Here is a 19,547-nt window from a genome sequence, read left to right as displayed (position 1 = left end):
ATCCACACCCCGGAAGGACGCAACCGTGAAGCACACGGCCATCGCGGCTCTCGCCGCCACCACGGCCCTTTCCCTGACCGTCGCCCCGGCACACGCCGCCGACGACGCCAAGCCCGGCTCCTCGGAGGCGTACCAGGAGTGCCTGAAAGCCTTTGAAGCGCAAGAAGAGCAGGCCAAGGCGGCCGGTAAGGAAGAGGAGTTTAGGAAGCTGCGCCAAGAACGTGCCTCGGAACGAGGCTATTCCGGATCGAGCAACGAGGGGGTGTGCATCGGCCTGGCTACGGATAATGACCCGGGTGGAATCGCACTCGTCATCCTGCTCCCGCTGGTACTCGCCGGGCTGCTGGGTGGCGGCATCTATGCAGCCACCTCCGGCATGATTCCTGGTGTCAGCCTTCCCGCGATTCCGGGGATGCCACTCTAGGCAGAACCGTCGAGGTCCTCGGTCCACACGAGCCGCTTAGCGCACTCGTTAGCTTCAGTCCACGCCCCACCCACACTCTTGCCGGAATATGTTCGCGGTTTTTCGAGTAGCCCTCACGGCGCACTAGAGACGCGGAGATACTTTCTCGCTCGGCTTGTGGGTGGGGCGGTGGCGAGGATGAGGTTGGCGTCGAGAAGCGACCGGAGCTTCACGCGAACAGTGCTGACGGATAGCCCAACCTGATCGGCGACTTCACGCGCCGACCGAGCCTCAGTTTGCGACAGGACATCAAGGACACGCCGCTCGGAAGCATCAAGCGGTGTGGACTCAGAAGTTGCCGACGGCTCGGTGTCAGCGAGGACGAAGCGATCCACGTCCGGGGTAGCAGCAAGCAAACCCTCATCCACCATCGTCCGGAAGAGCGAGCGGGCGTCGTCGCTGTCCATCCCGAGGTTCTTTCGCAGGTCGCGCGGGGTGACCGCGCCAAGCCCACGAGCAATTGCAAGTGCAACGCGCCTGTCCCGGCTTGCATTCGGAGCGCGCTGCTCGAGCCACTCTGCGAGGTCCGGGGTAAGCAGGCCGAACCGATGTAAAGTCACGCGGAACTCACCAATCTCGGCGTGGAACTCCGGACTCGGAAGCCCCTTCTCCCTCATCCCCTGAAGCATTCGTTAGATCCCGCTACCGTGGTTTTCTGCGACGTGGGACGAGCCATTGGGTGTCGGGAGGTGGCTGAGCAAGCTCGCGATATATGGGTTACGCGATTCGGAACGCACCTCATAGAGTTGCTCCACCGTCAAACCCCGCCAGAGTCCACCAGGGTTAATGACCTCTACGCGGTCCGGATAGACATCAACATGAACTTGCATGCCGCGAGCCGCCGCGCTGTAATCACGGTGCATGACCGCGTTCGAGATCGCCTCACGCAGCACGATCTCTGGAATTTCTGGCTCGTCCACCATCGTGCCTCCGCTCTCCACCGTTCGAGTTCGCAGGCTGCGAAGCACAGCTTGGATGGCATCCTCCACAGCAACGGGAAGTGGCCCGTCACAATGCTTCCGATCCACAAAACGTGTCGCCTGCGCCGATTTCTCGAAGGTAGGGTGTACGGCCACATCAATGAATAACTGGGGGAAAAACTGCTGCGGATACTTACCGACGGTCAGCAATCCCGCCATCACTGGAACATTGTCACCGTTTACGATGTGCAATCGTTCGAGCACTTCCGAGTCAGTAGACGTTCCGTACATAATCTGAGATCCACTCTTCACGAGCGAATTAGCCAGCTCTTTCCAGCTCCGCTTCCCGGAGCCCGCCTTCGCCTCAATGGCATGGTCGTCATTGCCCTGGCGATTTAGGCGATTCATGATCTCCGTCATGCGGTCACTCATGTCGTCACTATCCCTCACTGACATGAGTGACAGAGTGAGTGACAGTAGTGAGGATGTGGATGACCGTAGTGAGGACGTGAGTGACGGCAGTCAGAAACGTAGTGACCGTAGTGAGGACGTGAGTGAGGAAACGTGCCTCGGCCTGAAAGCCCCAAGAATTCCCAACATGAACAGCCAGACTCTACCCAGCGCGATACGATTGCTCTGAAAGGAAGGCCGTTGTGAAGAAGAAAATAGCCAGCATCGCTGCAGCCGCGCTCACGCTCATCGGAGGTGCCATGAGCACTGGAACGGCAGAGGCGTTGTCGCTGCCGCCGCAGGTTACGGTGGGGTCCTCGCAGCTCAGCGGGGCACTCGGCGCGAATGCACCACGTGGAACTGTGGTGCGGCAGGGGGATGCGATCCGCACGGACAATGTGCTCACGTACGGGCAGTGCACGTTGGGGTACGTCGATACGCGCGCTCGTGTTGGGTACACCGCCGGGCACTGCGGCCTGGCTGGACAGCCCGTGCTCAACACGCGGATGCAGATCATTGGGTACTTTGAGTCCTCCACTCTCATCACCAGGAAAGCCAACCTCTATGTGGATTACGCGGGCCAGATCTTTCCTGAGCTGGCGAAGTACACCTACCGCGGGCCGCTGAAGGACATGGCGAGGATCCGATTCGTTCCCGGCGTTTCGCTCGCCGGCAACCCGCTGAGCGGTGACCGTATCGTTCCGCTGCGCGAGATTCGGGGTGGCGACAAAGTGTGCGCGACCGGGGTGGCGAGCAGGCGCGTCAGCTGCGGCACGGTGCAGCACGTCCACGGGCAAACGATCTTCGCCCACCACAATGGCCTGCGTAATGGGGATTCCGGCGGGCCGGCATGGATCCCGGGCAAGGGCTTCATCGGCGTCATTTCGGCAAAGGAGTGGGGGAGCCGCTCGGGCTACCGGATGGTGTTTGCCCACCCGCACGGGTAAGCGTTGATATTCCGGGTGTCTTCCTTCCGGATACCTTGGGCCTGTAGGCACTGGCTTCTTGTCGTTCTGGCTCAACATTCTACTCGAAAGAATTTCGAGTAGAATGTTATCCGCAGGTCAGCCTAGATAAATTCGTTTCAAGTACGTTTCGAGTAGCTTTCAAGTAGATTTCGAGCACCTCGCTGCGCACCACGTTTCACGTGAAATGCCGACGGGCGCTTGCGCGAGAATAGTTCTCGGTGTCGTCGCCGATAGCTACAAAAAGTGCACGCCCGGCGTGGATCCCAGGCAAGGGTTTCATCGGCGTCATTTCGGCGAAAGAGTGGGGGAGCCGCTGGGGCTACCGGATGGTGTTTGCCCACCCGCACGGCTAAGCGCACAAAAAGACACCGCCCGTTCAAACCAAACGGGCGGTGTGTTGTTTTGACGCGGGGGTTAGTTCGTGGCGGGGGTGGGGGTCTGCGTGGCGTCGTCAAGCTTTTGGCCCTTGATCTTGCCCTGCGCAAACTTGTTGATCACCATCGCGATCGCGCCGTCGCCGGTGACGTTGGCGGCGGTGCCGAAGGAGTCGACGACGATGTAGGCGGCGATCATCAGAGAGACCATCGACTCATCGAAGCCGAGGTTGGCCTGCAGCAGGCCGACGGCTGCCATGATCGCGCCGCCCGGCACGCCCGGCGCGGCGATCATCATGATGCCCAGCAGGAAGATGAAGCCGATGATCTGGCCGGCGGACACATCCAGGCCGCCCATGAAGACGACAGCGAGCGCGTACAGCGTAATTTTCATCATCGAGCCGGAGAGGTGAATCGTCGCGCATAGCGGCACGATGAAGCCGGCGACGTCCTCGTCCACCTTGTTCTTCAGCGTGGAGCTGTAGGTCACCGGGATGGTGGCCGCCGACGAGGAGGTGCCGAGCGCGGTGAAGTAGGCCGGCAGCATGTTCTTCAGCGCGACGAACGGGTTCCGGCCCGCGATGATGCCGGCGATGATGTACTGCAGGAGCACGATCAGGATCGTCATCACGATCGACAGGACCAGCACAGTACCGAACGCCGCCATGGTGGAACCGAAGTTGTCGTTCATGCCCAGGTTGAGGAAGGTGCCGAAAATGAACAGCGGCAGCAGCGGCACGACGAAGCTCTTGACCACCTTCATGATCACGCCATTGAGCTCGTCGAGCACCTCGTGCATGGTGTTCGACTTCACCGACGTCATCGCGATACCCACGACGAAGGCAAGCAGCAGCGCCGACATGACCTCGAAGGGTGCGGGCATTTCAACCTCGAAGTAGGGGCTGAGTCCGCCCGCGTCCGGGTCGTCCACGTTGGTAATCAGCTCGGAGCCCTTCAGCATCGTGGGGTAGAGCGCGGAAGCCGTGCCCCAGGCGATAAGGCCGGAGATAATGGTGGAGCTGTAGGCCACGCCCGCGGTGATGCCGAGCCACTTGCCGGCTCCGCGGCCGAGTCCGGCAATCGCGGGTGCAATGAGCGCGAAAATGAGCACGGGCACAAAGAAGCCCAGGAAGTTAGAGAACAGGCCGTTGAACGTCACAAAGACGCGCGCGAGCCAAGCGGGGAAGAACAAGCTGCACAGGAAGCCGAGGATAATGGCCACGACGACCCAGAACAGCAGTGACTTCAAAACGTTCGATTTCATTGTTGGAACCTTTTGCGGTCACGGGACCGTGGACGGACCCGAAGATGTACAGGGAAAAGACAGGTGGTTGTTCCTGTCCTTTGAACGTTATTGTCCCTCATCTGTCACCAAAAAAACGAACTTTCGCTGAATTTTTTTGCATTTACCTCGCCGATTGCGGCTATACTGCCGCGGCCACGCCGTACTTTGCACTGCTACCGTTCCGGTTTATCCTTGAGGGCATGTCCCCGTTTGCAACTATGACCACGCTGAACGTGGTGCTCGGCGTCCTGTTCATCATCGGCGCGCTTCTTTTCCTCGTCCCCGGCGCGATGGCCACCGCGGGCAAGCTTCCCGGCAATAACTTCATCGGCCTCCGTTTGCCGGAGGTGCGCAAGAGCGAACACACCTGGATCGCGGCGCATCGCGTCGTCGGCCCCTTCGCGTTGCTCGCGGGTGTGGCGATGGCGATCGGTGCCGCCTTCGCCTTCATCGCGCAGGGCTGGGTCTGGGTCGCCCCAGCCATCGCACTCATCGCGGCGATCGCCGCCTTCGCCGTCGGCGGGAACTACGGCGCCAGGGCCGCCAAGCTTACCGACGCCGCGCTGAACCACCCCGACGAACCCACCGAGACCGCCCCCGCGCCGGAGGTCAACCTCGACGCGCTGCGCCGCGCCGCGGGCAAGGCGGACGGCGAGCAGTAACAGGCCGGCCAGCAGAACCCGGGATGTTTCACGTGAAACATCCCGGGTTTTCGCGTCAGCGGCTGATTTACTTTCACATCGTGAGAAAAGTTGTCCGTTTTCTTGCGGGAGGGCGTCTAGATCGATAAGTTAATGCATGTGACTTACATGACTTCAACCAACTGGTGGTGGCGCGCTTAATCGGCGTGCCATCGATTGTAGGTATCCACACATCACGGCCCGCCGGCTTGTACGCAATCAAGCACCGCGGGTCTTTGCTCCCAGAACCCTCGGTGTCAGCACACACGAAGGACAACAATGAGCAATCCCCCACCACAGTTCGCACCGGGCGGCACACCCCGGTTCACGCGCAAGGCTGTCCGCTATCACCAGGACGCGGCGAGCCTGTTCGCCCACCTCGGCGGTACCACTGCGAAAGACTCGGTACTTTTAGAATCCGCCGACATCACTACCCGCTCCGGGCTCCAATCCGTGGCCATCCTGCGCGCCTCGTTGCGCGTCACCTGCTACGGACACCGCGTACGCGTCGAGCCGCTCACACCATCCGGCGAGGTGCTCGCCTCTCACCTCCGCGAGCAACTGGGGGAGTACCACGCTTCGGATAACACCTACGAGTTCCCGCCCTCCTCCGCCGCAGACGAGCGCGAACGCCTGACGGCAGTCTCCACCGCTGAGGTGCTGCGCGCGCTGACCATCGACGCCGGTTACGGCAACGAGGATTTCCCGCTGCTCGGCGGTGGCTTTGCCTACGACTTCTTGGAGACCTTTGAGACACTCCCGCAGGTCAAGGACGGCGCAAACACCTACCCCGACTACCAGTACGTCCTCGCGGAAGTGCTGCTGCGCATCGACCACCAGGAGCAGACTGCGTACCTCGCGGGCGTCGACGCGGCAGGCGAGGGCATTGATCTTGACGAACTCGCCGCCCACATCGAGTCGGCCGAGCCCGGTGCGGGCGACGCGTACCAGCCCACCGAGCCTGCGGCCAACACCCTCCGAGTGCGCGCCGACATCCCCGACGCGCAGTTCTGTGCGGACGTGGACACGCTCAAAGGCAACATCTACAACGGCGACGTCTACCAGGTCGTACCCGCGCGCAGTTTTGTCACCGAGTGCGTGGATGCTTTCGCCGCCTACCTGCAGCTGCGTGCGACGAATCCTTCCCCGTACATGTTCTACCTGCGCGGCATGGATACGCACGGCGAGCCCTACGAACTCTTCGGCGCCTCGCCGGAGTCGAACCTGAAGTACTCGCACGCTGACCGAGAGCTACAGCTCTACCCGATTGCGGGCACGCGCCCGCGGGGGCTGGCCGCCGACGGATCGATCGACCACGAGCTGGATACCCGTATGGAGCTGCAGCTGCGCACGGACGCAAAAGAGGTCGCCGAGCACACCATGCTGGTGGACCTGGCACGTAACGACGTCGCCCGCGTGGCCACCCCCGGTACGCGCAAGGTAGTGGACCTGTTGCAGGTCGACCGGTACTCGCGGGTGATGCACCTTGTTTCGCGGGTCACGGCCGAACTGGCCGCAGACCTCGACGCGCTCGACGCCTACCGCGCATGCATGAACATGGGCACGCTTACCGGCGCGCCGAAGCTTCGCGCAACGGAGCTGTTACGCGAACTCGAGGGCACCCGCCGCGGTTCCTACGGGGGCGCGGTCGGCTACCTGCAGGGCAACGGCGATATGGACACGTGCATTGTGATTCGCTCCGCATTCGTCTCCGGCACGACGGCGGTGGTGCAGGCCGGTGCTGGGGTGGTGCGCGATTCCAACCCGCAGTCGGAAGCCGACGAAACGCTGCACAAGGCGTACGCGGTACTCAACGCGATCGCGTTGGCAGCCAATGCTGAATTGGAGGTGGAGAAGTGATCGTCCTTCTAGATAACCAGGATTCCTTCGTATATAACTTGGTCGATGCGCTTTCTGAGTACGACTCAACAGTATTCCGGAACACCGTAAGCGCCGAGGCGGTGCTCGCAGCTGAGCCAGACTTAATAGTGCTGTCTCCAGGGCCGGGCTATCCCGCCGAGGCCGGCTGCATGGCCGAGCTCATCGAGCGCGCGCAAGGCTCAATTCCCATTCTCGGCATCTGCCTGGGTTACCAGGCGCTTGTGGAGCACTTTGGGGGAGCGGTGCGGCCGTGCGGTCCGGTGCACGGGGCGTCGATAAGCATGGAACTGACGACCGCCGGGCAGCAATCGCCGCTGTTCGAAGGGATGACCGTGGACGACATCCCTGGTCAGCGCGGCAAGCTCGTGCCGGTGGCGCGCTATCACTCGCTCGGGGCGACCGAGGTGCCGGCGGGCATGCACGCGCTCGCGCACACAACCACCGAGATTGGCGACGTGGTGATGGCCGCGGCTACCGACGACCACATGTCCATTGGCCTGCAATTTCACCCCGAATCGATCCTTACTCCCGCCGGGCCGACCATGCTGCGGCGCAGCGTCGATATGCTTCTGAAGAAAGGTAGAAAGTAATGGCAACCGACTCATCCCTCGAGATTCTCAAGCGCTTCCTGGACAACACGGAGCCCACGCTGGAGGAGGCCATCGAGGTCTTCACCCCGCTGACCGTGGGCGATTACGACGACGTACACATCGCCGCGCTGCTGGCCACGATCCGCACCCGCGGTGAAACCTTCGCGGACATCGCGGGCGCTGCACGTGCGTTCCTCGCGGCGGGCCGGCCGTTCCCCATCACGGGGAAGGGGCTCATGGACACCGCTGGCACTGGCGGCGACGGGGCGAACACCATCAACATCACCACCGCGGCGTCGCTCGTCGCAGCCGCTGGCGGGGTGAAAATGGTCAAGCACGGCAACCGCTCCGTGTCCTCCAAATCCGGTTCGGCGGATGTGCTCGAGGCGCTGAATATTCCGCTTGACCTGGACCCGGAGCGCGCGGTGCGCCAGTTCGAATCCGCCAACTTCACGTTCCTCTTCGCCCCGGCGTACAACCCGGCGATCGCGCACGTGCAGCCGGTGCGCAAGGCCCTGGGCGTGTCCACGCTCTTTAACACGATGGGCCCGCTGCTCTCGCCTGCGCGCCCCGAGTTCCAGATCATGGGTATCGCGAACCCGGCGCAGGGCCAGATCATCGCTGAGACAATGCGCGAGCTCGGGCGGACCCGCGCGCTCGTCGTCCATGGCGCGGGCACCGACGAACTCGCGGTGCACGGCGAATCGGAAATCTGGGAGCTCGACCCGGAAGGCAACATCTCGCACTACACCATCACCCCGGAGGAGCTCGGCCTCACCCGCCACTCGCTCGAGGACTTGCGCGGAGGCGACGGGGAGGAAAACGCCGCGGCGATGCGCGCGACCTTCGCCGGCGAGGGCCCGCAGGCGCACCGCGATGCGATCGCCGCCGCTGCCGGTGCAATGTTCTACCTGTACGGCACGTGCGATTCCATCGCCGAGGGAGTCACACATGCGCAGCGCCTGCTTGACGACGGCACCGTGCAGGAATGGCTGCGTCGCCACGAGGAGGCTGACTACAGTGGCTAAGAATTCCGGTCTGCCTACGGTGCTGGAGGACATCGTCGAGGGGCGTAAAGGTCACCTTGACGAAATACGACAGCGCGTAGCTCATGTAGCTTTCGACACGTTACCTAAATCGGAGCGCTCGCTCTACGCCAATCTCAAGGCACCAGGGACGAGCTTCATCATGGAGTGCAAGTCCTCCTCGCCTTCGCTCGGGTTGATCCGCGAGCACTACGAGCCCGGCGCGATCGCCTCCGTCTATTCCCGCTACGCCGCCGGCATCTCCGTGCTGTGCGAGCCGGACCGCTTCGGCGGCGATTACGACCACCTCGCCGCCGTGGCGTCTACGACCCACCTGCCGGTGCTGTGTAAGGACTTCATCATTGACGAGGTGCAGGTCTACGCAGCCCGCTACTTCGGCGCCGACGCGATTCTGCTCATGCTTTCGGTGCTCGACGACGAAACGTACTCGCGCCTCTCCACGCTCGCAGACTCGCTTGGCATGGACGTGCTTACCGAGGTAATCGACGAGGACGAGGCCGCGCGCGCCGCCAGGCTTGGCGCGAGGATCTTCGGCGTCAACCACCGCAACCTGCACGACTTGAGCATCGACCTCACGCGCTCGGCCCGGCTCGCAAAGCTCGCGCTGACCGATGCCGTGGTGGTCTCCGAGTCCGGCATCCGCGACGTGGAGACGGTGCGACGACTCGGTGCGCACTCGGACGGCTTCCTCGTTGGCTCGCAGCTGACCAGCCAGCCTGATATCGACCTCGCCGCGCGCGAGCTGGTCTACGGCCCGAACAAGGTCTGCGGCCTCACCTCCTGGTCGGCCGCGCAGGCCGCGAAGGCCGCGGGCGCGGTCTACGGTGGCCTCATCTTCGAGGAGCACAGCCCGCGCAATGTTTCACGTGAAACATCGGCCGACATCATCGCGCACGAGCCGGGGCTGAAGTATGTGGCGGTCTCGCGCCGCACCTCCGGATACGGCGACCTACTCCAACCTGGCATCACCGGCGTGCAGGTGCACGCCCCCTACCAGGGCTCGCTGGAGGCCGAACTTGACCTTACCGGCCGCGTGCGCGAAGAGGTCGGCAGCGACATCGAGGTGTGGCGCGCGGTGTCCATGAGCGCCGGCGATGGGGGAGTGATCGCGGAAGGGCTGCACGCGAGCGTCGATAAGCTGGTGCTTGACGCCCACGCTGGTGGTTCGGGAGAGACCTTCGACTGGGCCGACATCCCGGAAGCGGTGAAGCCGCGCGCGCTGCTTGCAGGCGGCCTGACCCCGGACAACCTCGAGGGCGCGCTACGCGTTGGCTGCGCGGGTCTCGACCTCAACTCCGGCGTGGAATACCCCGAGTGGGCCGGCCGCAAGGACGCCGGGGCCCTGCGCCGCGCTTTCGACATCATTGGCAACTACCACTACCCAAGGACGAACAATGAGTGACAACACCCAGGGCGGCAGCACCATCCTGCCCTCCTACTACGGAGAATTCGGCGGGCAGTTCGTCGCGGAGTCGCTGCTGCCCGCCCTCGACCAGCTGGAGCGCGCGTTTGTCGACGCCTTCGAGGACGAGGGGTTCATGGCCGAGTACCGTGGCCTGCTGCGCGATTACCTCGGTCGGCCCACCCCGCTCACCGAGTGCAGGAACCTGCCGCTTGGCGACGCTAACGCGCGCATCTTCCTCAAACGCGAGGACCTCGTCCACGGCGGCGCGCACAAGACGAACCAGGTCATCGGCCAAGCGCTGCTGGCGAAGAAGATGGGCAAGACCCGCATTATCGCGGAGACCGGCGCGGGCCAGCACGGCACCGCCACCGCGCTCGCCTGCGCGCTGCTCGACCTGGATTGCGTGATCTATATGGGCAAGGTGGACATGGCGCGCCAAGAGCCGAACGTCTACCGCATGCGGCTCATGGGCGCGGAGGTGATCGGCGTCGACTCCGGCGCGGGCACGCTGAAGGACGCGGTGAACGAGGCGCTGCGCGACTGGACCGCCACCTTCCACACCTCCCACTACTTGCTGGGCACGGCCGCAGGACCGCACCCCTTCCCGAAGATCGTCAAGGAGTTCCACCGGGTGATCTCCGCAGAGGCGAAGACGCAGATGCTCGAGCGCACCGGCAAGCTGCCCGATGTGGTCTGCGCGTGCGTCGGCGGCGGCTCGAACGCCATCGGCATGTTCGCGGAGTTTATCGACGAGGACGGCGTCGAGCTCATCGGCGCCGAGCCCGGGGGAGAGGGCTTCGGCGTGGGTAAGCACGGTGCCGCCATCAATGCGGGCACGGTGGGCATCCTGCACGGCACCCGCTCGTACTTAATGCGCAATCCGGACGGGCAGGTGGAGGAGTCCTACTCCATCTCAGCCGGGCTGGACTACCCGGCCGTCGGTCCCGAGCACGCGCACCTGGCCAAGTCCGGCCGCGCATCCTATGTGCCGGTCGCTGACGAGGAGGCGTTGCGCGCCTTCCAGTTGCTGTCGCGCTACGAGGGCATCATCCCCGCGCTCGAGTCCTCGCACGCCCTGGCCTACGCGCTCAAGCGCGCAGCCGAGCACCCCAAGGATGCCGAACCGCTGCACATCCTCGTCTCGCTGTCCGGTCGCGGTGACAAGGACGTCGCGCATGTGCGCGCCACGCTCGATGAGCACCCGGACTGGGTCATCGAGCGTACCCGCGCGACCGACACCAACGACCGCACTGACACAGAGAGGAACTAGCATGAGCGCCCCAACACCCTCACGCTACGAGAAGGCCTTTGCCGCGCTTGCAGACAAAGGCGAGGGCGCGTTTGTGCCCTTTATCATGTTGTCCGACCCCAGCCCGGAGGCCGCGCTGGAGATTATCGACACGGTCGTTGAGGCCGGCGCGGACGCGCTCGAGCTCGGCGTGCCTTTCTCTGACCCGGTTGCCGACGGCCCCGCGATCCAGGCCGCGCACGTGCGTGCGCTCGACGGCAGCGCTACCGTCGACCAGGCCCTCGAGCAGGTCCGCACAATCCGCGAGCGCTACCCGGACCTGCCGATCGGCATGCTGATCTACGCCAACGTGGCCTACGTGCGCGGACTCGACGATTTCTACGCCGCCTTCCACGACGCGGGCGCGGACAGCGTCCTGCTTCCCGACGTCCCAGTGCGCGAGTCCGCTCCCTTCAGCGCAGCCGCCGTCGAGGCGGGCATCGACCCGATCTACATCGCCCCCGCGAAGGCAACCCCTGCGACGCTCGAGGGGGTCGCCGCGCAGTCCCGCGGCTACATCTACGCCATCTCCCGCGATGGCGTGACTGGCGCGGACAAGGCGGCCTCCGTCGAGGGGCTGCGAGAGGTGGTAGACAACGTGCGCACCTACGGGGGTGCCCCGGTGCTGCTCGGCTTCGGCATCTCCACCCCGCAGCACGTGGCCGACGCGATCGCCGCCGGCGCCACAGGCGCGATTACGGGCTCTGCGATTGCCAACATTATTGCGAAGTACACGGAGCACACCCACCCCAACCCGGCGCGCATTAACGACATGGCGGCGTTGAAGGCGGAGCTGGAGTCCTACGTTCGTTCGATGAAACAGGCTACGATCAAGGCATGACTTGTTCTCGACGCCTGTTTCTCCTCGGTACCGCCACCACCTTCGCCGGTGCGTTCCTCGCTGCCTGCGGCGAGGCCCCCAGCGAGGAAGTAGCGAAGACCGCCGTGCCCGTGGGTAGCGCGGTGATCCTGGACCGCTTCATCATCGCCCAGCCGAACCCCGGCGAGTACGTCGCCTACTCCGCGGTCTGCCCGCACCAGCAGCAGAAGATCACCGTGGTCGAGGGCGAGAACGTGCGCTGCACCGCGCACGGCTCCGTCTTCAACACCGCCAGCGGCGAGGTGGTCTCCGGCCCGGCGACCACCGGCCTCACCACCGCCGTGCTGGAGGAGACCGGCGACCAGCTCACCGTCTCCAACGCCGACGCTTAGCCGCGGGGCGCGCCGGCCCAACCACGGAAGTAGGACTCCGGCCACGGCAGTGCTGCTTCCGGCACGCCGAGCTTTTCGAGTGCGTCAAGAGCCCACTCGGCGTCGCGCAGCGCTGGCCGGCCGATCAGGACCGCGTCGGCCGCGCTGTCGTCGAGCACCTGCTGGGCCTGCTCGGACGACAAAATCATGCCGACCGCCGCGGTCGGCAGCCCGCTAGCCTCGCGGACGCGGCGCGCGAAGTCGACTTGGTAGCCCGGCCCGACCGGGATGTCCGCGCGGACGTTGCCTCCGGTGGACACGTCGATGAGGTCCACGCCGGCGTCGCGAAGCAGGGGAGCGAGCCTTTCTGAGTCTTCAGCGCGCCAGCCCTCGGGCTCGACCCAGTCTGTAGCGGACAGGCGGACCAGAAGCGGCATGCCTTCGGGGATCGCTGCGCGCACCGCCTCCACGACCTCGAGCAGCAGGCGCGTGCGGCCGTGAAAGTCACCGCCGTACTCGTCCTCGCGCGTATTCGACATGGGGGAGAGGAACTGGTGGAGGAGGTAGCCGTGCGCACCGTGGATCTCCACACAGTCGAAGCCGGCATTGACGGCGTGGCACGCGGCGTCGGCAAATTGGCCCGGCACGGCGCGCACTTCCTCGAGCGTCATTGCGCGCGGGGTTGCCTGGCCGTCCGCCGCAATCGCGCTTGGGCCTCGCGTCTCCCAGCCGCCCTCAGCAACCGGGATCGTGCCGCGCCCCGAATTGTCGGGCAGCATCGGGTACGTCGACGCTTTACGGCCGGCGTGGCCGAGCTGAATGCCCATCGCCGCTCCCATCGTGTGCGCAAACTCTACAATCGGCGCCCACGCCTTGGCGTGCGCGTCGCTCCAAATACCGGTGCAAAACGGTGAAATCCGCCCTTCGGGCACGACGCCGGAAGCTTCCGCGATAATCAGCCCGAAACCGCCGGCCGCGCGGGCCCCGTAGTGCACTGCGTGCCACATCCCGGGCATCCCGTCGCGCTCGCGCACCTGGTATTGGCACATCGGCGGCAGCCAGATTCGGTTGCGGATCTCAAGTTCTCTCAGACGAATTTTTTCACTCAGCTGCATGGCGACCAGCCTAGACTGCAACCATGCTTTCTTTCCTCAAACGACTGGACCCGTTGGTCGTTGGCATCATCGTGGCGGCAGGTCTCGCGTTCCTCATCCCCGCTCGCGGCGAGTTCGCCGACGCCTTCGGGGTCGCGGTCAAGCTCGCCATCGCGTTGCTCTTCTTCCTCTACGGCGCGCGCCTTTCCACCCGCGAGGCGCTCGGCGGCCTCACTCACTGGCGGCTTCATGCGGCGATCCTGACCTGCACCTTTCTGGTGTACCCGCTGGTTGGGCTTGCGCTGCGCCCGCTCACCGCGTTCATCTCGGCGGAGCTCTACCAGGGCATCCTTTTCCTCACGCTCGTGCCGTCGACCGTCCAATCCTCGGTCGCGCTCACGGGGCTTGCGCACGGCAACATCAGCGGCGCCGTCGTCGCGGCAAGTCTCTCTTCGATCGTGGGGGTCGTGGCCACCCCGCTGCTCGTCATGTTGCTTATGGGCTCGGGAGAAGGCTTGCTTATCGACGCCTCCGTGTTCCTCAACATCGCCATCCAACTTCTCCTGCCGTTCGTCCTGGGGCAAGTAGCGCACAACCTCTCGGCGCGCGTGAGGCAGTTGGCCAAGTCCAAGGCAACGAAGATTGTGGACCGCGGCTCAATATGGATGGTGGTCTATTCCGCCTTCTCCACGGGGGTCGTGGCCGGGGTGTGGAAGCAGCTGCCGCTGTGGGAGATCCTCTTCCTCGTCGCCTTTTCGATCGCGCTCGTCCTCGTCATGCTGTGGCTGACCCGGGTGGTGCCCGGCAAACTCGGCTTCAGCCGCGCCGACAGGGTGGCGATCCAGCAGTGCGGCACGCAGAAGTCGCTTGCGACGGGGCTGCCGATGGCCTCGGTCATGTTCGGCGGCGCGACCCTCGGCACTATGATCATTCCGCTGATGATCTACCACACGGTCCAGCTCATGGTCTGTTCCGCATACGTGTCGCGCTACGCTGGAGCGGACAGCGACGAAGCATAAGGAGACGTTTCACGTGAAACATTACGTGCGCATCCACTACCAGGTGCCCGAGCTCGGCGGCGAGCTCCTCAATATCGCGGAGCTGGAGGAAGTGACCAGCGAGCGTTGCACGATGGTCCGCATGATCGAGCTCGACCCGGAGGAAACCATTACGGGCGTGTTTGTCGACGGCCGCGTGATCGGCCAGGCGAACGAGCCGATGCCCGCGGTGCCGCACCCGGATTCCTACGACAACATCGAAGGCATCACGGCGGTGCGGCTGACCCGCATGGAGTTCGAGGGCCTGTGGGGCGAGGCGAAGGTGAAGTTCCCCGAGATCGGGTAGGGGCCACCCGGTGGCGCGACTGAGGGCCCCTGCGTGGAAACTTCGCAGGGGCCCTCTTCGACGTCTTGCCGTTCTAATTCGGCCCTTGACGCCTAGGGATCTAGACGGATCCTAGGCGTGGGTGAAGGAACTAGAACGGGAGCTTGATGTTGCCCAGGCCCGGGATTGCGCCGCCGCCAGCGACGACAGCGAGGATGCCGAGCACGAGAGCGCCGATTCCGGTGCCGAGCAGGATATTCGCGGTCTTGCCCGGCTCCCAGCCATTAGCCTTGTCGCTCTTGATGGAGGACAGCAGTGCGGAGCTGACGTCCTCATCCTCCTTGCCCTCCTTCGGCTTGGCGAGGCCGGTGGCCTTGTCCTGGTTCTCCTTGTAGTAGTTCTGCGCATCCTCGTCAGAGATGTCGGAGGAACTGACCTTCTTGCCGTCCTGCTGCTCACCCTCGGAGGAGCTGCCCTGGTTGTCATTGGAGCTAGCGTTGGTGTCGTCCTTGCCCGGATCCTTTGCGTCCTCAGCGTAAGCCGGGACGACAGCGAGGGACAGGGCGGTTGCGGCTGCGATTGCAGCGGTAGCGGTGCGCTTCATGAGGGAATCCTCTCTAATCGGGTTCGAGATACCGTACTGCACCTCGAGTGGGTTCAAACCTAAAGTCTGCGACTTAAGGCCTGCAAGCTTTTGCCTGCCTAGTGGTTGGCAATTGCTTACTATTCACCACATCGAAGTGCTTGGACGCAACGTTACACACCTCAACCCACTCACGTGGTGTGTTTTGTGTCTTAGGGCACTAACGCGACCCATAACGCCTGCGTAACACAAAAATCCCCACCCTCGCAGTCGCGAGAAGTGGGGAAGTGCATCATGCGCGATGCCCTAGAACGGAAGGTTCAGCAGACCCGCCTGATTAGCCACGAACCCGATCGCGCCGAGGCCTGCAGCCGCAACAGCAATCCAAGTCAGGGCCCAGCCCGCCTGCGTCCCTTGCCAAGCCTGCTCCGCAGTGGAGCCCTGCTCGACAGAACCTGTCATCATGTCCTTAGCACCATCAGTTTCAGGAGCAGCACCGTAGCCCTTGTCAGCGACGATGCCATTGAGCTTGGCAATCTCGACGAACTGTCGACCACCCTCAACGAGGTTGTTCGGACCTTCGGCCGCTTGTGCGGGCGCTGCAGCGAGCGACAGTGCGGTCATGCCGGCGAGGCCGACGGAAAGAATGCGCTTCATGTTGTCTCCTTCTCATTTTCTGAAGCTCGTTTGACACATGCCCGCATCACGGACAGTGGTGCCAGGGTAGCGCTACATTTCATCATTTTCCACTTGGAATACAGCAAGTGTTGCAAAGTTCCTCATTAGAACACGAGATTCACCAAAAGCATGTAGGCGAGCGTGCCGCTGAAGATAGAGAGGCCGGGGGAACGTCGCCAAGCGTGGAGACCAAGCGTCAACGCGCTCGCAATGAGCGCCGCCGCAATCCCGCCTGGGGATCCGGCGGCCCCGCCGACGGTGTAGACCACGAGTACGGTCATCACGCCGACGGGCATGTAGACGCCGAGGAACTCGATAAACGGGCTCCCCTTGAGCAGTTTGAGAAAGGAGAAGGGTAGGGCCCTTAACGCCACTGTGACGATACAGACCGGGATGAGCACTGCCCACACCATCGCCGGAGTCACGCCTGCGGGCAGACCCATTAGCGCAACCTCCACGTCATTTTCTTGTCGAGGGCGGGCACCCAGTAACGCACGAGCAGGAGGAGGAAGTACGCAATCAACGCGACCATGAGCATCGACGAGGGCGCGAGCACGAACGCGAGCACGCCCATGCCCGCGGCGATGACGACCGCCCCAAGATCACGGGAGGACGTATACGCCTCGTAGGCCAAAACAATGAAAAGGGCGTTGAGCGCGAACTGCATGCCCTGGACTTCCGGGGGGATGATCTGCCCGACGAGTGCCCCGATGATGCCCGGGATCACCCAGAGCAACTGGCAGACCACCTGGATGGCCAGGAGTCTGGTGCCGGTCACTGGCGCGTTGGGGCCGCGGGCTGAGACGATGGCGTAGGTCTCGTCGGTAAGCGCGTAGGCCGAGTAGCGGCGACCCCACCACGAGCGGATGCGGTGACGCGGGTAGGTGAGCCCGTAGAAAATGTGACGGAAGTTCACCATGAAGCCGGTGATAGCCGCAGACAGCGGACCAATGCCGGCGGCGACCATGTTGATGGCCAGAAACTCCATGGACCCTGCGTAGATGACCACGGAAAAGATCGGGGTCCACCACCAGGCGTAGCCGGCTTGCGTCATGAGCAGCCCGAAGGCCAGGCCGAGCGGAATCAGCCCGAGACCGACGAGCCACGTGTCTTTGATGCCCCCGCGAACCTCAGCCAATGTTTCACGTGAAACAGCCACGTGCCCTTACTCCGAATCTGCCGGGTTGGCCTGCCAGCGCACCGGGTTGCGCCGCATGACATCGCTCCACAGGTCGGCGTCGTTGGGGGAGAGGATGTCTTCAGGCTGGGCGTCGGCAAGCAGCCACCGGCCGTCGCCGAGGTCCTCGCGGAGCATCGCCAAGTCGAACAGGGTCAGTCCGATAAACATGCGAGCATCCGCAACATCATGCATGAGCCGAGCGGGCTCCTTCGAGCCGTGCAGTACGGCGATCTTATCCGTGAGCGGGTTCATGTGCATGTGCGCGCGGGGGTCCACCCCGTCCTTGAGCACACCTACAAAGCGGGCCGTACCGACGTCCGTGAGGCCGCCGGCGCGCATATACGCACTGTCGCCGGTGAGCACCTTGTCCCAACCGTCGTAGTGCTCGTTGATCTTCTTGTCCATCGGCAAATGCAGCATCAGCGCTTCCGCCTCATTATCCTGCGGATACAGGCCGATGATCAGGCACACGGAGCGCCCGACCAAAGGCTCATCAAGCTGCGGGTCGGCCACCAACAGCATGCCGGGCTTCAGCGAACCCAGGCTGCGGTCGCCGGGAATTAGGCCATCAGCCATGCTCCGCCTCCCACCACTTCTTCAGCTCCGCGACCGCCTCGTCGCGCTCGAGCTCGCCGCGTTCGAGCCGCAGCTCCTTCATGTATTTCCATGCTTTCCCCACCTCCGGGCCCGGCTGCAGCCCAAGAATCTGCATAATTTCGTTCCCGTCCAAGTCGGGGCGCACCCGGGCCAGGTCCTCCTTGGCCGCGATGTCGGCGATGCGCTCCTCCAAGTGATCATAAGTGCGCTGGAGCCGGCGCGCTTTCTTTGGATTCCTGGTGGTGCAATCAGCACGCACAAGCTTGTGCAAGCGTGGCAGGAGCTCGCCCGCGTCGGTAACGTAGCGACGGACAGCGGAGTCGGTCCACTGGCCCTCGCCGAAGCCGTGGAAACGCATGTGCAGGAAGACGAGCTGCCCCACGTCCTCGGTCACGTGCTTGGGGTACTTCAGCTTCCGCATCCGCTTGCGCGTCATCTTCGCGCCGACCACCTCGTGGTGGTGGAAGCTCACGCCGCCACCCGGCTTCTTCGCGCGGGTGTCCGGCTTGCCAATGTCGTGCATAAGCGCCGCCCACCGCAGCTTGAGGTCCGGACCCTCGTCCTCCAGCTCAGTGGCCTGGCGCAGCACAGTCAGCGAGTGCCGGTAGACGTCCTTGTGCTGCATGTGCTCGTCCTGCTCCAGCTGCAGCGCGGGGATCTCCGGCAACACTTCATCTGCCAGTCCGGTCTGCACCAACACGTCGATGCCCTCCCAGGGCCGGGCACCAAGCATGAGCTTGTCCAGCTCCGCCTGAACGCGCTCCACCGTGATCCGGTTGATCTCCCCGGCCATCTCGCGCATCGCCTCGAAGACGCGGGGAGCAACCGCGAAGCCGAGCTGGGAGACAAAGCGGGCGGCTCGCAGCATGCGGAGCGGGTCGTCCCGGAACGACACCTCCGGCGCCTGCGGCGTATCAAGTCGGCGCGCGAGAAGATCCTCGAGGCCGCCGACGGGATCGTGGAAGGTGGGGGCAAGCGCGCCGTCGACAAGCGAAAGCTCGATCGCCATCGCATTGCACGCGAAGTCGCGTCGGACAAGGTCGCCCTCGAGCGAGTCGCCGAAAGTGACCTCCGGGTTGCGGGTCACGCCGTCGTAGAGATCGGCGCGGAACGTGGTGATTTCCACCTGTTTGCCCTGCTTGACTGCAGCAACCGTGCCAAACTCGATGCCAGCGTCCCAGGTCTTTTCGCCCCAGTCCTCGAGAATCTCCTGGGTCACCTCGGGGCGCGCGGAGGTGGTGAAGTCTAGGTCGTGGCCGAGCTTGCCCAGCATCGCATCGCGCACGGGGCCGCCGACCATATATAAGGTCTCGCCGCGGTCCGCGAAACGCTGCGCCAGCGGCGTGAGAAAACCAGCGAGATCCGTCACGCCCCGCTGCGCACGAGCCATCAACATTGCGGCCGCGTTGGGGTCGGCCGGGTCAGGCAAATCGAACAGTGGCGAAGGAGTTTTCGGCGTAGTCACCATGCACACGTTACCCGGACACGCCAAAGGAGAGGAAGGGCGTTGTGAAATACCACAACCGGCGGTCAGACAGATACGATAAGGCG

Annotated in this window: 22 protein-coding genes; 12 read left to right on the top strand and 10 right to left on the bottom strand. The window is 63.9% G+C overall.

All coding sequences use genetic code 11. The annotated features are described in order from the left end of the window. Positions 1 to 25: 25 nt before the first annotated feature. Positions 26 to 424 carry a hypothetical protein gene (locus M3G14_RS02745; RefSeq protein WP_259924467.1) on the top strand — a complete coding sequence of 133 codons (399 nt, stop codon included), beginning with the start codon at positions 26 to 28 and terminating at the stop codon, positions 422 to 424. Positions 425 to 537: 113 nt separating this feature from the next. Here M3G14_RS02745 and M3G14_RS02740 read toward each other — a convergent pair whose 3' ends face one another. Both M3G14_RS02740 and M3G14_RS02735 read right to left on the bottom strand, forming a co-directional pair. Further along, positions 538 to 1,080 (bottom strand): winged helix-turn-helix transcriptional regulator, encoded by a 543-nt coding sequence (locus M3G14_RS02740; protein WP_259924466.1) that lies wholly within the window; start codon positions 1,078 to 1,080, stop codon positions 538 to 540. A gap of 15 nt (positions 1,081 to 1,095) precedes the next feature. Further along, positions 1,096 to 1,815, bottom strand: a complete 720-nt coding sequence (locus M3G14_RS02735; protein WP_259924465.1) for an ATP-binding protein — start codon at positions 1,813 to 1,815, stop codon at positions 1,096 to 1,098. 221 nt (positions 1,816 to 2,036) lie between these two features. Between M3G14_RS02735 and M3G14_RS02730 the strand changes: the two genes are divergently transcribed. Further along, positions 2,037 to 2,780, top strand: coding sequence for a S1 family peptidase (locus M3G14_RS02730; protein WP_259924464.1), 744 nt, complete (start codon positions 2,037 to 2,039; stop codon positions 2,778 to 2,780). A gap of 435 nt (positions 2,781 to 3,215) precedes the next feature. Here M3G14_RS02730 and M3G14_RS02725 read toward each other — a convergent pair whose 3' ends face one another. After that, complete coding sequence (locus M3G14_RS02725; RefSeq protein WP_259924463.1) at positions 3,216 to 4,439, bottom strand: dicarboxylate/amino acid:cation symporter; 1,224 nt, start codon at positions 4,437 to 4,439, stop codon at positions 3,216 to 3,218. Positions 4,440 to 4,660: 221 nt separating this feature from the next. Between M3G14_RS02725 and M3G14_RS02720 the strand changes: the two genes are divergently transcribed. From M3G14_RS02720 to M3G14_RS02685, 8 genes are all read left to right on the top strand, one after another. Further along, positions 4,661 to 5,122 carry an SdpI family protein gene (locus M3G14_RS02720; RefSeq protein ID WP_259924462.1) on the top strand — a complete coding sequence of 154 codons (462 nt, stop codon included), beginning with the start codon at positions 4,661 to 4,663 and terminating at the stop codon, positions 5,120 to 5,122. 297 nt (positions 5,123 to 5,419) lie between these two features. Then, positions 5,420 to 7,000 (top strand): anthranilate synthase component 1, encoded by a 1,581-nt coding sequence (locus tag M3G14_RS02715; RefSeq protein ID WP_259924461.1) that lies wholly within the window; start codon positions 5,420 to 5,422, stop codon positions 6,998 to 7,000. Next, the gene (locus tag M3G14_RS02710; RefSeq protein WP_259924460.1) at positions 6,997 to 7,611 is read left to right on the top strand and encodes a glutamine amidotransferase-related protein; all 615 of its coding nucleotides are present in this window, start codon (positions 6,997 to 6,999) and stop codon (positions 7,609 to 7,611) included. Before M3G14_RS02715 ends, M3G14_RS02710 begins: the two co-directional genes overlap by 4 nt. Further along, positions 7,611 to 8,639 (top strand): anthranilate phosphoribosyltransferase, encoded by a 1,029-nt coding sequence (trpD, locus tag M3G14_RS02705; protein ID WP_259924459.1) that lies wholly within the window; start codon positions 7,611 to 7,613, stop codon positions 8,637 to 8,639. Before M3G14_RS02710 ends, trpD begins: the two co-directional genes overlap by 1 nt. Positions 8,640 to 8,649: 10 nt before the next feature. After that, positions 8,650 to 10,059, top strand: a complete 1,410-nt coding sequence (gene trpCF / locus M3G14_RS02700) for a bifunctional indole-3-glycerol-phosphate synthase TrpC/phosphoribosylanthranilate isomerase TrpF (protein WP_259924678.1) — start codon at positions 8,650 to 8,652, stop codon at positions 10,057 to 10,059. Further along, positions 10,052 to 11,332: a tryptophan synthase subunit beta gene (gene trpB / locus M3G14_RS02695; RefSeq protein ID WP_259924458.1), complete on the top strand. Its 1,281-nt coding sequence runs from the start codon at positions 10,052 to 10,054 to the stop codon at positions 11,330 to 11,332. Before trpCF ends, trpB begins: the two co-directional genes overlap by 8 nt. Before the next feature lies 1 nt (position 11,333). After that, a complete protein-coding gene (gene trpA / locus M3G14_RS02690) occupies positions 11,334 to 12,191 on the top strand; it encodes a tryptophan synthase subunit alpha (protein WP_259924457.1) in 858 nt (285 codons plus the stop codon). Further along, positions 12,188 to 12,562, top strand: coding sequence for a Rieske (2Fe-2S) protein (locus M3G14_RS02685; RefSeq protein ID WP_259924456.1), 375 nt, complete (start codon positions 12,188 to 12,190; stop codon positions 12,560 to 12,562). Before trpA ends, M3G14_RS02685 begins: the two co-directional genes overlap by 4 nt. Here the strand turns inward: M3G14_RS02685 and M3G14_RS02680 are convergent. Next, a complete protein-coding gene (locus M3G14_RS02680) occupies positions 12,559 to 13,665 on the bottom strand; it encodes an NADH:flavin oxidoreductase/NADH oxidase (RefSeq protein WP_396122183.1) in 1,107 nt (368 codons plus the stop codon). The genes M3G14_RS02685 and M3G14_RS02680 overlap by 4 nt on opposite strands. 14 nt (positions 13,666 to 13,679) lie before the next feature. Here M3G14_RS02680 and M3G14_RS02675 point away from each other — a divergent pair, with 14 nt between their 5' ends. Both M3G14_RS02675 and M3G14_RS02670 read left to right on the top strand, forming a co-directional pair. Next, complete coding sequence (locus tag M3G14_RS02675) at positions 13,680 to 14,654, top strand: bile acid:sodium symporter family protein (RefSeq protein ID WP_259924454.1); 975 nt, start codon at positions 13,680 to 13,682, stop codon at positions 14,652 to 14,654. Between the two features lie 13 nt (positions 14,655 to 14,667). Then, positions 14,668 to 14,979 (top strand): hypothetical protein, encoded by a 312-nt coding sequence (locus M3G14_RS02670; RefSeq protein WP_259924453.1) that lies wholly within the window; start codon positions 14,668 to 14,670, stop codon positions 14,977 to 14,979. A 130-nt stretch (positions 14,980 to 15,109) separates the two neighbouring features. Here M3G14_RS02670 and M3G14_RS02665 read toward each other — a convergent pair whose 3' ends face one another. The 6 genes from M3G14_RS02665 to M3G14_RS02640 form a co-directional block, all read right to left on the bottom strand. Beyond that, positions 15,110 to 15,562, bottom strand: a complete 453-nt coding sequence (locus M3G14_RS02665) for a hypothetical protein (protein WP_259924452.1) — start codon at positions 15,560 to 15,562, stop codon at positions 15,110 to 15,112. A gap of 285 nt (positions 15,563 to 15,847) precedes the next feature. Beyond that, positions 15,848 to 16,198 (bottom strand): hypothetical protein, encoded by a 351-nt coding sequence (locus tag M3G14_RS02660; RefSeq protein WP_259924451.1) that lies wholly within the window; start codon positions 16,196 to 16,198, stop codon positions 15,848 to 15,850. Between the two features lie 125 nt (positions 16,199 to 16,323). Next, positions 16,324 to 16,662, bottom strand: a complete 339-nt coding sequence (locus tag M3G14_RS02655; protein WP_259924450.1) for a branched-chain amino acid transporter permease — start codon at positions 16,660 to 16,662, stop codon at positions 16,324 to 16,326. Beyond that, positions 16,662 to 17,378, bottom strand: a complete 717-nt coding sequence (locus M3G14_RS02650; protein ID WP_259924449.1) for an AzlC family ABC transporter permease — start codon at positions 17,376 to 17,378, stop codon at positions 16,662 to 16,664. The genes M3G14_RS02655 and M3G14_RS02650 overlap by 1 nt, the downstream gene beginning before the upstream one ends. Positions 17,379 to 17,384: 6 nt before the next feature. Then, positions 17,385 to 17,975, bottom strand: a complete 591-nt coding sequence (locus M3G14_RS02645; RefSeq protein WP_259924448.1) for a YqgE/AlgH family protein — start codon at positions 17,973 to 17,975, stop codon at positions 17,385 to 17,387. Further along, positions 17,968 to 19,464 carry a CCA tRNA nucleotidyltransferase gene (locus M3G14_RS02640; protein WP_396122177.1) on the bottom strand — a complete coding sequence of 499 codons (1,497 nt, stop codon included), beginning with the start codon at positions 19,462 to 19,464 and terminating at the stop codon, positions 17,968 to 17,970. Before M3G14_RS02640 ends, M3G14_RS02645 begins: the two co-directional genes overlap by 8 nt. Positions 19,465 to 19,547: the final 83 nt, after the last annotated feature.

Origin of the sequence: Corynebacterium sp. p3-SID1056, from assembly GCF_025152525.1 — a bacterium.
In the GTDB taxonomy this organism is placed as follows: domain Bacteria; phylum Actinomycetota; class Actinomycetes; order Mycobacteriales; family Mycobacteriaceae; genus Corynebacterium.
Note: the sequence above shows the minus strand (reverse complement) of the source record. Positions and strands in the feature narration are given on the sequence as shown.

Bases quoted from the DNA above. Each gene is read 5' to 3' on its own strand.
- trpA (WP_259924457.1), top strand. From the start codon at position 11,334: ATGAGCGCCCCAACACCCTCACGCTACGAGAAGGCCTTTGCCGCGCTT.
- M3G14_RS02735 (WP_259924465.1), bottom strand. From the start codon at position 1,815: ATGAGTGACCGCATGACGGAGATCATGAATCGCCTAAATCGCCAGGGC.
- M3G14_RS02660 (WP_259924451.1), bottom strand. From the start codon at position 16,198: ATGAAGCGCATTCTTTCCGTCGGCCTCGCCGGCATGACCGCACTGTCG.
- M3G14_RS02685 (WP_259924456.1), top strand. From the start codon at position 12,188: ATGACTTGTTCTCGACGCCTGTTTCTCCTCGGTACCGCCACCACCTTC.
- M3G14_RS02645 (WP_259924448.1), bottom strand. From the start codon at position 17,975: ATGGCTGATGGCCTAATTCCCGGCGACCGCAGCCTGGGTTCGCTGAAG.
- M3G14_RS02640 (WP_396122177.1), bottom strand. From the start codon at position 19,464: ATGGTGACTACGCCGAAAACTCCTTCGCCACTGTTCGATTTGCCTGAC.
- M3G14_RS02655 (WP_259924450.1), bottom strand. From the start codon at position 16,662: ATGGGTCTGCCCGCAGGCGTGACTCCGGCGATGGTGTGGGCAGTGCTC.
- M3G14_RS02720 (WP_259924462.1), top strand. From the start codon at position 4,661: ATGTCCCCGTTTGCAACTATGACCACGCTGAACGTGGTGCTCGGCGTC.
- trpD (WP_259924459.1), top strand. From the start codon at position 7,611: ATGGCAACCGACTCATCCCTCGAGATTCTCAAGCGCTTCCTGGACAAC.
- M3G14_RS02740 (WP_259924466.1), bottom strand. From the start codon at position 1,080: ATGAGGGAGAAGGGGCTTCCGAGTCCGGAGTTCCACGCCGAGATTGGT.
- M3G14_RS02675 (WP_259924454.1), top strand. From the start codon at position 13,680: ATGCTTTCTTTCCTCAAACGACTGGACCCGTTGGTCGTTGGCATCATC.
- M3G14_RS02665 (WP_259924452.1), bottom strand. From the start codon at position 15,562: ATGAAGCGCACCGCTACCGCTGCAATCGCAGCCGCAACCGCCCTGTCC.
- trpB (WP_259924458.1), top strand. From the start codon at position 10,052: ATGAGTGACAACACCCAGGGCGGCAGCACCATCCTGCCCTCCTACTAC.
- M3G14_RS02715 (WP_259924461.1), top strand. From the start codon at position 5,420: ATGAGCAATCCCCCACCACAGTTCGCACCGGGCGGCACACCCCGGTTC.
- M3G14_RS02725 (WP_259924463.1), bottom strand. From the start codon at position 4,439: ATGAAATCGAACGTTTTGAAGTCACTGCTGTTCTGGGTCGTCGTGGCC.